Consider the following 12,410-nt stretch of genomic DNA (forward strand, 5'->3'; position numbering starts at 1 on the left):
GGTGATCACCTCCCGGGCCCACCGGTTTGTGCGGCTCGGACCTTGTGCTCAGACCTTGCCGGCGGCGAACGTGGCCGCCTCGTCGGCGTTGGCGCGGTAGCTGAGGTGGGCCCCCGTGTCACCCCCTCCGGCCTCGCAGACGGGGTCGCCCTCTGCGCAGATGTCGAGGGTGCGGCTCTGGTAGGTGCCGGTGACGCTCTTGCCGATGGCCCGGATCGGGTTGCCGAACAGCAGCACGGCGGAGACCTTCGGCTCGAGCGTGGCGGGGATCGAGGCGACGATGGGGCTGCCGACCACCGCACCCGCGCTGCTGATACCGATCGAGTTGTCGACGACGTTCGCGCCCTGCGAATATCCCACCAGAATGAAGCGCTGGTTGGGGCACGCGGCTGCTTGGCTTGTGACGTGGTTGACCAGATCCCTGTTGCCCTGTGCGGCAGAGGTCAGAGAAAGGTCCGCGGGATAGTTCACGCCGTAGCTGGACAGGGTTTTGCCGGTGATTTTCCTCTGGAGTGCGGAATACACCGGATCTCCGACGATGAAGCCGAGCGTGCCCGGCTCGAAGGTGCCGCGGGCCGATACGACCTCGACATCGGTGCAGGCGGCGGCAGTTGCGGTGGGTGCCGAGACAGTCGCCAGTCCTGCCCCGCCGGCCAATGAGAGCGCGGCGAGGCATAAGCGGATACGCATGGGGGAATCCTCCGCGTGCGGGGCGCGGGATGCGCCTGTGGAATGGAACGGCCCCGAACGTATTCGCTTTTCCGGCGGAGTGTTATGCAGAGGATTATGGAATTATCGCGGCTCTTTGAGCTCTCGTGAGCATCGTTCCCGACGGGAATTTCATCGGCTGTCCGGCGTCTGCTCCCGTAATGCCTCGGCGCGCAATGCCAGCACGAGGTCCAGACGGGCGTCCGGCTCGTGCAGCACCTCGCCGAAGAGCTTGTCCAGCTGCCGGAGCCGGTAGCGGACCGTCTGCGGGTGGATGTGGAGCCGGGCGGCGACGTCGGGGACGTTGCTGCCGCTGAGCAGCCAGGCGAGCAGGGTCTCGGCGAGCCGGGGTCGCTGACCGGCCGAGACGCCGTCGAGCGGGGCCAGGACTCGGGCCTGCAGGTGGGCGAGGAGGGGCTCGTCGCTGTGCAGCAGCAGCGTCGACAGATGGTCGGCGCAGTGCACCACGCCCTGCCGGGGAAGGATCCCGCGGCCCATCAGTCCCAGGGCCCGGGTGGCCCAGCGCAGTGACCGGGCCGCCTCGGTGACGTCGACGGTCGGGCCGATCGCGGCCGGCCGTCCGCGCAGTGCGAGGCCGAACGCCCGGCCGCCGAAACGGCCCGAGCCGTCCGGGTCGGGCACCAGCATGCGCGGCGGCCGCGACTCCATGTCCACCAGCGCGCCCGCGGCGGCCAGCGGCCGCTCCTCCTCACGCTGCTCCGGCCCGGCCGCGAGCGCCACGACGGCGACCTGCCGGGGCACCGGCCATCGCGCACCGTGCGCGAGATCCTGCACGGTCTCCAGGGCGACCGGCCCCTCGCCCAGCAGCAGGTCGAGCAGGCGCCGGCGACGCCGCTCCAGCTCGTCCGTGCTGTGCGACCGGGCCTCCGCGTAACCGGCGGCGGCCGCCTGAGCGACCTCGTGCACGGTCCGGAACGCGAGCTCGCCGAGCGCGGACACGACCGCCGAGTCCAGCCCGAGCTGTTCCGCGGTACGGCCCATCAGCCGCCAGGCGTGCAGTCCTCCGACGCGCAGCGCCGACTGCAGGGCGTCCAGGCTGCGGCCCTCCAGGGCCTCGTAGCGCCCGAGTTCGTGGTACGTCGTGGCGATCGCGTCGCTCCGGCCGCGCGGGTCGGCGATGTGGTCGACGAACAGCGTCAACGCCTGCACCACCCCGGCTCTGAGGTGGCGCCGGTAGTCCCCGTCGGCCGGGCGGGCGTACTCGGGGACCTGTCTGCGCACCTCCTCCTCCACCTCGTCGGCGACGGAATCGAGCTGGGCGCGCAGCAGTTCGGCCAGGTCGGGCGGCACCGGCGGGGCTCCGGGGCCGGCCGGCACGCCGTGCGGGACGGGGACAGCCATCGCGGACACTCCTTTCACCCGGAAGCGGCTCACCCGCGGGTTGTTTCCCGTGAGGTGAGTGGGACGTCCCGTGTTGGACGGACGGTCCCTGCGCTCCGTTCCGTGCCCCGCCGGCTCCGACATCACTCGGGCAGGCCCAGCCCACGGGCGAGCATCGGCCACGACGCCGCGAACTCCCCCTTCCAGTAGCCCCAGCTGTGCCCCCCTCCCGAGTAGAAGTGCGTGGTGACCGGGACGCCGAGGCGCGCGAGCGTGTCCGTGAAGCTGTGCGCGGAGGGCCACAGCGCGCTCTCCAGCGCCTCGGGCAGCGGATCACCGCTCCCGCCGACCAGCCCACTGCCGTTGGACACGTACAGGGCCGTGCCGCGCAGCCCTTGCGCGCGGGCGCGCGGGTTGAAGTCGCGCCAGGTGAGCAGGTTCAGGATCGGGCTGCCCCACAGGGAGCGGGGCGAGAGGTTCTCGCGGGCCACGATGGCGTCCATGACGGCAGGCACGCCGGGCGCGGTGGTGTCGAGGATGCCGCTGTAGGAGGCCGCGGCGGTGTACGCGCCCGGGTGCCGGGCCGCGTGCGCCATCGCCCCGTACCCGCCGGTGGACACCCCGGCGACGGCCCGTACGCCGGAGGCCCGGTAGTCGCGGCTCAGCAGCGCGGGCACCTCCTCGACCTGGAACCTCTCGTAGTCGCGCCCGTCGCGCCAGGCGGTGGGGATGCCGGTGGGGCCCGCCTCCGGCATGGCCACGATCAGGTCCCGGCCCTCGGTGAAGGCCTCGATGTCCGTCTCCCGGGTCCAGGACGTGTAGTCGTCGTGGGCGCCGTGCAGCAGGTACAGCACGGGGTACGTCCTGGTCGGCTGCGTGTCGAATCCCGACGGCAGGATCAGCCGCACCGCCGCGCTGCGGCCCAGTGCGGCGGAGTTCACGGACACGTCCCGGGTGCGCGGCCCGAGCCGGGTCGCGGCCCGGGCCCGCCCGGTGGCGGCCCCGGTTCCGAACAGGACGGCCAGACCGGCGACGACGGCCGCCTTGGTGACGGTACGCCGGGGCAGTTCGGTGGTGCGGTGGGGCATGGCGGCTCCTCGGCTCTCGGTTCAGTGGCTGCGCCCGGCTCCCTTGGCGGCGTGCGCCCGCTCGCCGAGCAGCCGCCGCAGATGTACGGCGATCTCCTCGACGTGCGGCGGATCGAGCAGCGACAGATGGTGTCCGGTCACGGGGACGACCTCCAGGCGCGAGCACACCTCGTCCCAGCCCAGCGCCTGGTCGTCCCGTTCGTACGCCGGGTCGCGCACGGTGTGCGGGGCGGGCTCGGTGGCCCGATACAGCACCACCCGGCCGTCGTAAGCGCCCGGTCGGTGCGCCTCGCCGACCCTCAGGTCCAGGTAGGAGGCCCGCTGATGCTCCAGCGCCGCCGCCGGCACCTCGACGGCCTCGCGCAGCACCCGCAGCACGGCGTCGATACGGTCCCCGTCGTCGTCCGTCGCCACGAGCTCGTCGTAGGGCAACTCCAGCCGGGCGCCGTAGGTCTCGGCGACGTGCCGGGCGAAGCCCTCGAGGTGGGAGCGGATCCGGTCGGCCGGGGTGGGCCCGGGCCGGGGGAGGGGCCGTACGGAGTCGATGAGCACCACCAGGTCCACGTCCCGCGCGGCGGCGGTGAGTTGCCGGGCGGTCTCCTGCGCGACGAACCCGCCGAACGACCAACCGCCCAGCAGACAGGGCCCGTCGGGGTGGGCGGTGGAGATGGCCTGCGCATAGCGGCGGGCCTTCTCCGTCACCGTGCGCGCCTCTTCCACCCGCTCCAGGCCGTACACCGGCCGGTCGTTCCCGAGGCGTTCGGCCAGCGTCCGGTAGACGTCGGTCGGCCCGCCGGCGGCATGCACGAGGAAGAGCGGGGACCCGGAACCGGCGTCCCGCAGCACCCTCACGGGCGAGCTCCCGCCCACCGCGCGCCGGACACGCCCGGCCGCTTCCTCGACGGTCGCGGTGCCGAGCAGGTCACGCAGCGGCAGCTCGATCCCGAACTCGCGCTCCACTGCGGTACGGATGCGGACGGCCATCAGCGAGTCCAGCCCGAGATCCGCCCACGCGGCGTCCGGCGTGATCCGGGCCGCGGGGTGGCCGGTGACGGCGGCGACGTGGTGGCTGAGCCGGGCCAGCACGGAGGTGGGTTCGCTGTGAACGGAGGCGGACGCGCTCCGAGTGGTCGCGACGGGCGCCTGCGCAGGCTGCTTCCCGCGGTCACGGGCGCCGTCCGTCCACCAGTGCCGGACATGCCGCCAGCGCGGTGCGGGCAGGTCGATGACCCGGCCGGGCGGCCGGGGCAGCGGCAGCCCCGCGGCGTACAGGGCCCCGAGTTGCCGTACGAACCCGGCCGAGCCGTCCGCGTCGCGGCGCAGGGTGCCGACGGCGAGGGCGTCGGGCACGGTGTCGGCGACGGCCCGCGTCAGGACCGGATGCGGCGAGATCTCCACGAAGGCGGTGTGTCCGTCGGCGCCGGCCGCCGCGAGCGCCCGGTCCAGGCGCACGGGCCGCCGCAGGTTGGCCGCCCAGTGCGCCGCGTCGAACGCGCAGTTCCCGCGCGGGTCGTCCAGCACGGTGGAGTACCCGGGCACACGCGGCGCCCGTCCCTGAATCCCGGCCAACGCCTGGGTCAGTTCCGGCAGCAGCGCGTCCACCTGCGGCGAATGTCCGGCGCCCACCACCCGCATGGCCCGCGCCGCCCGGCCCTCCCGCTCCAGCAGACGTACGAGACGGGACACCTGCGACTCGTCCCCGGTGACGACCTTCTGACGCGGCGAGGAGTGCACGGCGACCTGGACTGCGGGCAACTCCCGTAACAGGGCGTCCAGTTCATCGTCGTCGACGTCCACGACGGCCATCGCGCCCCCGCTCAGCCGGCTCAGCAGCCGGGCTCGTACGGCGATCACGCGGGCCGCGTCAGGCACGTCCAGGGCGCCCGCGCACACGGCGGCGGCGACTTCGCCCATGGAGTGACCGATCACGGCGGCGGGTTCGACGCCGTGGGAACGCCACAGCTCGGCGAGTGCCACCTGGAGCCCGAAGAGGACGGGCTGTGCGACCTCCAGGCGGTCGAGTCCGTCGCCGGACGCCAGCCGGTCGTACAGGGACAGGCCGCACTCCGGAGCCAACTGGGGATCGAGCTTCTCCACGGCGGCCGCGAACGCGGGCTCCTCCTCCAGCAGCCGCCGGCCCATGCCGGCCCACTGGCTGCCGTACCCGGAGAAGACCCACACCGGCCCGCGTCCGACCGGGCCGCGCTCGCCCGTGACCACCCGGGCATCGGGGCGCCGAGCCGCCAACGCGCCCAGCGCGTCCGCGAGTTCGCCCCGGTCGCGGGCGGTGACGGCAGCCCGTACGGGCCCCCGACCGGTGCGCCCGGCGAGCGTGTGCGCCACGTCGGCGAGACGGGCGGTGCTCCCCTCGCCCGTGCGGAGCCAGTCGGCGAGCCGGGCCGCCGTGTCGCGGAGGCGCTCGGTGTCGACGTCGGAGAGCGCGTACAGACGGGCGGCGGGCTCCTCACCCGCCTCGGGCAGCAGGGCTTCCGGCCGCCATTCCTCCAGTACGGCGTGGGCGTTGGTGCCGCTGAACCCGAACCCGGAGACCCCGGCGGTGGCCGTGCCGGCGTAGCGGGGCCACGGCTCGGGCTCGGTCACCACCCGCAGGGGTACGTCGCCCAGGGCGCCGCCGTCCGCGCAGTGCAGGGACGACGGGATGCGGTCGTGATGGAGGGCGAGGACCGTCTTGACCAGGCCGGCGATACCCGCGGCGGACTCCAGGTGGCCGAGGTTGCTCTTGACGGAGCCGAGCAGCAGCGGCTGGTCGGGGTCGCGGCCGGCGCCGAGCACGGCATCGAGCGCGCCTGCCTCGATCGGGTCGCCGAGCGGGGTGCCGGTGCCGTGCGCCTCGACGTAGTCGACGCACGCCGGATCGAGCCCGGCCCGGGCGTACGCGCTCCTGAGCACGGCCTGCTGGGCGGCGGGGTTGGGCGCCATCAGGCCGCCCGAGCGGCCGTCGGAGTTGACGGCGGTGGCACGGACGACCGCCAGCACCCGGTCACCGTCCCGCTCGGCGTCGGACAGCCGCTTCAACAGCACGGCCGCGCATCCCTCACCACGGCCGATCCCGTCGGCCGCCGCCGAGAACGGCTTGCACCGCCCGTCCGGCGCCAGCGCCCCCGCCCGCCCGAAGGCGACACCCACGGTGGGGGAGAGCAGCAGGTTGACCCCGGCGGCGATCGCCGTGTCGCTCTCGCCGGTCCGCAGGCTGACGCAGGCCTGGTGCAGGGCGACCAGCGAGGACGAACAGGCCGTGTCCACGGCCAGGCTCGGCCCGTGCGTGTCCAGGACGTACGCCAGCCGCCCCGCGGCGACACTCAGGGCCGCACCGGCCGGCGCCCACGGATCGACGGCGGCCGGGTCGGCCCCGGTGAGCTGCCCGTACTCCGGCGCGGAGATGCCGACGAAGACGCCGGTGGCGGTACCCGCCAGGGACGCGGCCGGGACGGCGGCGTGGTCGAGCGCCTCGTGGACGACCTCCAGCAGGATCCGCTGCTGCGGGTCCATCACCGCCGCCTCGCGCGGGGTGACATGGAAGAAGTCCGCGTCGAACCCGGCGACGTCGTCGAGATAGCCGCCGTACGAGGGCGCGTCGGCGGGCGGGAACGCGGTGAAGTCGCGCCACCGGTCCTCGGGCACTCGGCGGATCGCGTCGACGCCCTCGCACAGCAGCCGCCAGTAGTCGTCCGGCCCGTGCACCCCGCCGGGCAGCCGGCAACCGACCCCGATGACGGCGACAGGTTCACCTGGAGACCCGTTGAAAGCCACCGGAAGAGAAACGACCTCCTCGGTCCCGCCGCACAGCCGGGCCACCAGCGCCTCGCCGGTCGGCGTCTCCCACAGCAGCGTGGCGGGCAGTTCGCGACCGAGCAGGTGCGAGAGCTCCCCGGCCAGGACGACCGCGTCCCGCGAGGACATGCCGAGGTCCGCGAGCGGCCGGTCCATCGGGACGTTCTCCGGAGCCATGTCGTTCCACACGGCCACCCGCTCGGCGATCAGCCGGCGCAGCGCCGCCTCGTCGACGGCCGTCATCCCACGCCTCCCGGCGCCCCGACGGGCCGCCCGTAAGCACCTTCGAGATAGCGCCTGCGGGTGAGCGCCCGCGACACCTTCCCGCTCGACGTGCGTGGCACGGTCCCCGGAGCCACCAGCACCACATCCGCCGGCCGCAGCCCGTGCCGCATGGAGACCGCCGAGCGCACCGCACGCACCAGCTCCGGTACGTCGATCGTGTCGAGGCCGGCGCCGCGCGTGTGCTCGGCCACGACCACGACCCGCTCACCTCCCGAGCCGGGCACGGAGAACGCGGCGAGCCGGTCGCGGCGCACCGCCGGATGCGCTTCCTGGGCCGTCGCCTCGACGTCCTGCGGGTAGTGGTTGCGCCCGTCGACGACGATGAGGTCCTTCAACCGCCCGGTCACGACCAGCTGGCCGTCCAGCACGGTCCCCAGATCGCCGGTACGCAACCAGCGGCCACCGGCCTCGGGATCGGCCAACTCACCGCCGAAGACGTCCCGGGTCTCCGAGGCCCGGTTCCGGTAGCCGCGGCCGATGTTGGGCCCCTGCACCCGGATCTCACCCACCTCGCCCTCCGACAGGACGACACCCGTCGCGGGGTCGGCGATCCGCACCCGCTGTCCCGCCGGTGTACCGCAGCCCGCCAGCAGCACGGCCCGGGGATCGTCCGGCCGGGCGGGCAGGGCCTTCCCGGCGGCCAGGGCGTCCCGGTCGAGGGCGAACCGCCTGAGCGGCTCACCGGGCCGGGCGGCGCTGACGAAGACCGTCGCCTCGGCGAGCCCGTACGAGGGACAGTGACTGTCCGGCGGGAGGCCCAGCTCGGCGAAGGCGGCGTGGAACCGGTCGGCGGTGCCGGGGCGCACCGGCTCGCTCCCGTTGATCAGCGCGGCGACACCGTCCAGCCGCAGATCCGCCTTCTGCTCGGCCGTGACGGCGGACGCGCAGTAGTCGTAGGCGAAGTTGGGCGCGGCGGTGAGCGCCCGCGGATGCGCGGCGAGCAGCCGCAGCCAGCGCACCGGCTGGTGCAGGAACGCGGCCGGATCCATGAGCACCGACAGCAGTCCCCGTACGACGGGGGCGGCCACACTCAGCACCAGCCCCATGTCGTGATACAGCGGCAGCCAGCCGACACAGGTCACCGGATGCGCGGCGGCGCCGTAGGCGGTCAGCGCCTGGCGGGCGTTGGCGACGACGTTGCCGTGCGTGATCTCCACGCCCGCCGGCGCGCGCGTCGACCCGGAGGTGTACTGCAGATAGGCGACGGCCTGCTCGTCGACGGCGACCGGCCGCCAGTGCTGGGCGGCGGCGTCGGCGACCTGGTCGGCGATGACGACGCGCGCAAAGTCGCGCGCGCAGAACTCCCGTACCGCCTCCGCCTCGCGAGCGGTGGTCACGACGACCGCGGGGGACGCGTCGGCCAGGACGCCCGCGAGCCGGTCGGCGTGTCCCGGCAGACCGGGCGGATACAGCGGTACGGCGACCATCCCGGCTGTCAGCGCCGCCAGGAACCCGGTGACGTACTCGACGCCCTGCGGGCACAGCAGCGCTACCCGCGCGCCTGGGTCGGCCTCCTCGGTGAGCCGGGCGGCGAGCGCCTGTACCCGCTGGTCCAGGCGCCGCCAGGTCAGGGTGCGGTGCACGCCGCGCGAGTGCGGGGCGGGGTGATCGACGAAGGTGAACGCCCGGCGGTCGGGGGCGACCTCGGCCCAGTGCCGCACGTACTCGGGCAGGGTCCGGCAGGCCGGCGTGAGCGGGGGGCGGCTGTCCATCAAGGGGTGGCTCCTCACGTCGCGGAAACGTCTTGCGGGGCGGAGGCGTTGCACGGGGAAGGGGCTGGCTCAGAGCGGGATGTTGCCGTGCCGCCGCTGCGGCATGGGTGCCCGCTTGCCCCGCAGCGCGCGCAGGGCGCGGCAGACCTGGGCGCGGGTCTCGCGCGGCGCGATCACGGCGTCGACGTAGCCGCGTTCGGCGGCGAGATAGGGGGTGCCGTAGGTGCTCTCGTACGTGGCGACGAGACGGGCGCGCAGCGCCTCGGGGTCGTCCGCGGCGGCGAGTTCACGCCGGTGCAGCACCCCCACCGCGCCCTCCGCGCCCATGACGGCGATCCGGGCGGTGGGCCAGGCGAGGTTGACGTCGGCGCCCAGGTGCTTCGAGCCCATGACCGCGTATCCGCCGCCGTAGGCCTTGCGCACGACCACGGTCACCTTGGGAACGGTCGCCTCGGCGTAGGCGTACAACAGCTTGGCGCCCCGCCGGATGATCCCGCCCCGCTCCTGCCGCACGCCGGACAGATAGCCCGGCACGTCGGCGAAGGTCAGCAGCGGGATGCCGAACGCGTCGCAGAACCGCACGAACCGCGCGGCCTTCTCCGAGGCGTCGATGTCGAGCACACCGGCCGAATGCAGCGGCTGGTTGGCGACGACCCCGACCGAATGCCCCTCGACCCGCGCCAGCGCACAGATGATGTTCGGCGCGAACAGCTCCTGCACGTCGAGGAGCTCACCGTCGTCCACGACGGCCCGCAGGATGTCGCGCATGTCGTAGACCTGCCCGAGCCGGTCGGGGACGATCTCGTCGAGCCGGTCCGCGGCGGGCGCGGATCCCGGGGCGTAGTCCGGGGGCCGTTCGAGATTGTTGGCGGGCAGGAACGACAGCAGTTCCCGTACGGTCTCCAGGGCCTCGCCCTCGTCGGCGGCGAGGAAGTGGGCGTTGCCGTTGACGGCGTTGCTGGCACGCGCGCCGCCCAGGTCCTCGGCGGTGGTGCGCTCGCCGGTCACGGCCTCGATGACGTCGGGCCCGGTGACGAACATGTGCGAGGCACCGTCCACCATCACCGTGAAGTCCGTGATGGCCGGCGAATAGGCGGCCCCGCCCGCACACGGCCCCAGCACCACCGAGATCTGCGGGATCACCCCGGACGCCTGCACGTTGCGGCGCACCAGCTCGGCGTAGAGAGCGAGGGAGGCGACGCCCTCCTGGATGCGGGCGCCGCCGGAGTCGTTGAGCCCGACGACCGGACAGCCGGTCTTCAGGGCGAGGTCCATCAGGGCGACGGTCTTCTCCCCGAAGGCCTCGCCCATGCTGCCGCCGAAGACCGTGGAGTCCTGGGCGAACACGCACACCGGCCGCCCGTCGACCGTGCCGTACCCGGTGACGACCCCGTCACCGTACGGCCGACGCCCCGCGCCCTCGGTGGACCGGGCCCGGACGAACTGCCCCGTCTCGGTGAACGACCCCGCATCCAGCAGCCGGTCGATCCGCTCCCGGGCCCCGAACTCCCCGCGCCTTCTCGGCCCGCCCGGCGCCACCGCCGCCGCTCGGCGGCGTTCCAGTTCGGCGACCCGGTCGACGGTGCGGTCGGGTAAGCACGCCGCCTGAGCCGCCTCGGGTGTCGTCACCTCTGTCGTCACAGCCACCTCCGAAGTCGCCTTCGAATATGGCAGCGGGCGGGGGGAGGACCGGGTGGATCGGCGGTGCGTTTGCCTGAGGTGAGTGCCGCGGGACGCCGGTTAGTCCGTGCGTGACAAGCGGCCCGTCGTACGGCGTCAGTACCAGCCCGTCTCGGCCAGGACACGGCGATGTCCTGAAGTGCGGCCGCCGACCGGTTTACCCCGTCCGCGACCCGCCTTCGGACCCTAGGAGGCCTGAGCGCCGCGCGGTACCTGATACATGTCAGGGTGACAGCCGCCGTGACGGCCGGTCAGATCAGGTGGGCGAAGACGACCAGGTTCTCCGTGTAGTCCTTGACCCTGCGGTCGTAGTCACCCGCACAGGTGATGAGCCGGACCTCGGCCCGCGGAGTGTCGCCGTACACCCGCCGGTCGGGAAAGTCGTCCTTGTCGAAGCTCTCCGCGCTGTCGACCACGAAGGTCGCCGTACGCCGGTCCGCCCGCGTGACGCGGAACGTGTCCCCCTTCTCGAGTTCACCGAGCCCGGCGAAGACGGCCGGAGACGTCGCGGTGTCGACGTGCCCGGCGATGATCGCCGTACCCGACTCGCCGGGAGAGGCTCCGTCGGCGTACCAGCCGACGAGGTTGACGTCGTCGCCGGGCGGGGCTTCGAGCCGGCCCGTGGGGTCGATGGCGAGGGCCGTGAAGGGGGCGTCGACGAAGATCTCCGGGATGATCAGGCGCAGCGGCTTCGACCGCGGGAGTTGCTCTCCCACCTGCTGACCGGCGGTCCCCGCCGCCGCATCCGCCTGCGCGGCATGCGGCCAGCGCGCGGTGTCGTCGGGCGCGCCATGGCCGCCGATCAGGCTCAGGGCCAGCATCACAACGGCCACGGCACACAGCGTCAGCCCGCTCGACGGGGACGTCTGACCGGCCGGTTCCGGCCGGGTGTCGTCGGGGGAGGGAGAGGGGGCTGCCATCGCACACCACCTCACTCGGTCACGGCAGCACAGGGAACGGGGAATGGGAACGGGGAACAGGGAACGGGAAACGGGGCACGGGGAAACGCCGGCCGGGCCGCCACCCGGCGCGCGAGTGGCGGCCTCGGCCGCTATCGCGTCCGGCACGGGTCAGGCCAGGTTTCCGGCCGACCTGTTGCGGCGCGCCGCGTACAGGCCGGTGCCGGCGACCGCCAGGACGGCCAGCCCGCCGGCGGTCACACCCGGCGAGGCAAGCGCGCCGCCTCCGGTGTGCATCCCGCCGTGGGGCTTGCCGTGGTCACCCTTCGAGTAACCGCCGCCGCTCGAGTCCTTGTAGGTCTCCGGGTCGTACTTCGTGTTCTTGAACACGTCCGCAGCGTCGTTGTCGTTCCGGTACGTCTCCGGGTCGTGCTTGGGGTCGGGCGCGGTGCCCCACTCCACGTCGTTCGCGACGGTGAGCGCGCCGCCACCGGTGTGCATACCGCCGTGCGGCTTGTCGTGCTTTCCGTGGTCCTTGCTGTGGGAAGAGCTCTCGTGACCGTCCGAGGACTTCTCGTGACCCCAGTCACCGTCGGCCGCAAGAGCGCCGGGTGCGGCGATGCCGACGACGGCCGCGGCCGCCGCCGCGGCCAGGAGCATGCGTGTGTTGCGCATCTGCATTCCTTCCGCCTCGGCCGGGACAGCTGCCACTTCGTCAGCTGATCTGACCCGGCCTCGACGTGATCACCGTCAGCCAGCCTCCGGGATCCCACCACTCCAGAGGCTCACTCGGGCGAACGGAGGCGGCACGCGCATCCCTGTCGACCTCACTTCAGGATCGCTTACTCACGGACGAGCTCACGGCCCTGGGGCGGACGGTCCGCGTCCGGCCCACGGCCGGGAAC

Annotated in this window: 8 protein-coding genes; all 8 read right to left on the reverse strand. The window is 73.5% G+C overall.

What is annotated here, in order from left to right; translation table 11 throughout:
- Positions 1–48: 48 nt before the first annotated feature.
- The gene (locus ACFYO2_RS23940) at positions 49–690 is read right to left on the reverse strand and encodes a cutinase family protein (protein ID WP_388352482.1); all 642 of its coding nucleotides are present in this window, start codon (positions 688–690) and stop codon (positions 49–51) included.
- Between the two features lie 150 nt (positions 691–840).
- On the reverse strand, positions 841–2,070 hold the full coding sequence (locus ACFYO2_RS23945; protein ID WP_388352484.1) for a PucR family transcriptional regulator: 1,230 nt from the start codon (positions 2,068–2,070) through the stop codon (positions 841–843).
- 122 nt (positions 2,071–2,192) lie between these two features.
- Positions 2,193–3,137, reverse strand: a complete 945-nt coding sequence (locus ACFYO2_RS23950) for an alpha/beta hydrolase (RefSeq protein ID WP_388352486.1) — start codon at positions 3,135–3,137, stop codon at positions 2,193–2,195.
- 21 nt (positions 3,138–3,158) lie between these two features.
- Complete coding sequence (locus ACFYO2_RS23955; protein ID WP_388352488.1) at positions 3,159–7,172, reverse strand: acyltransferase domain-containing protein; 4,014 nt, start codon at positions 7,170–7,172, stop codon at positions 3,159–3,161.
- Entirely contained in the window at positions 7,169–8,926 is a 1,758-nt protein-coding gene (locus ACFYO2_RS23960; RefSeq protein WP_388352490.1) for a fatty acyl-AMP ligase, read from the reverse strand. The genes ACFYO2_RS23955 and ACFYO2_RS23960 overlap by 4 nt, the downstream gene beginning before the upstream one ends.
- 69 nt (positions 8,927–8,995) lie before the next feature.
- Positions 8,996–10,567, reverse strand: coding sequence for an acyl-CoA carboxylase subunit beta (locus ACFYO2_RS23965; protein ID WP_388352790.1), 1,572 nt, complete (start codon positions 10,565–10,567; stop codon positions 8,996–8,998).
- A gap of 290 nt (positions 10,568–10,857) precedes the next feature.
- On the reverse strand, positions 10,858–11,526 hold the full coding sequence (locus ACFYO2_RS23970; RefSeq protein ID WP_388352492.1) for a class F sortase: 669 nt from the start codon (positions 11,524–11,526) through the stop codon (positions 10,858–10,860).
- A 150-nt stretch (positions 11,527–11,676) separates the two neighbouring features.
- The gene (locus ACFYO2_RS23975; protein ID WP_388352494.1) at positions 11,677–12,180 is read right to left on the reverse strand and encodes a hypothetical protein; all 504 of its coding nucleotides are present in this window, start codon (positions 12,178–12,180) and stop codon (positions 11,677–11,679) included.
- Between the last annotated feature and the right edge of the window lie 230 nt (positions 12,181–12,410).

This window comes from Streptomyces sp. NPDC006602 (assembly GCF_042870385.1).
GTDB lineage: Bacteria > Actinomycetota > Actinomycetes > Streptomycetales > Streptomycetaceae > Streptomyces.

Bases quoted from the DNA above. Each gene is read 5' to 3' on its own strand.
- ACFYO2_RS23945 (WP_388352484.1), bottom strand. From the start codon at position 2,070: ATGGCTGTCCCCGTCCCGCACGGCGTGCCGGCCGGCCCCGGAGCCCCG.
- ACFYO2_RS23955 (WP_388352488.1), bottom strand. From the start codon at position 7,172: ATGACGGCCGTCGACGAGGCGGCGCTGCGCCGGCTGATCGCCGAGCGG.
- ACFYO2_RS23940 (WP_388352482.1), bottom strand. From the start codon at position 690: ATGCGTATCCGCTTATGCCTCGCCGCGCTCTCATTGGCCGGCGGGGCA.
- ACFYO2_RS23970 (WP_388352492.1), bottom strand. From the start codon at position 11,526: ATGGCAGCCCCCTCTCCCTCCCCCGACGACACCCGGCCGGAACCGGCC.
- ACFYO2_RS23975 (WP_388352494.1), bottom strand. From the start codon at position 12,180: ATGCGCAACACACGCATGCTCCTGGCCGCGGCGGCGGCCGCGGCCGTC.
- ACFYO2_RS23960 (WP_388352490.1), bottom strand. From the start codon at position 8,926: ATGGACAGCCGCCCCCCGCTCACGCCGGCCTGCCGGACCCTGCCCGAG.
- ACFYO2_RS23950 (WP_388352486.1), bottom strand. From the start codon at position 3,137: ATGCCCCACCGCACCACCGAACTGCCCCGGCGTACCGTCACCAAGGCG.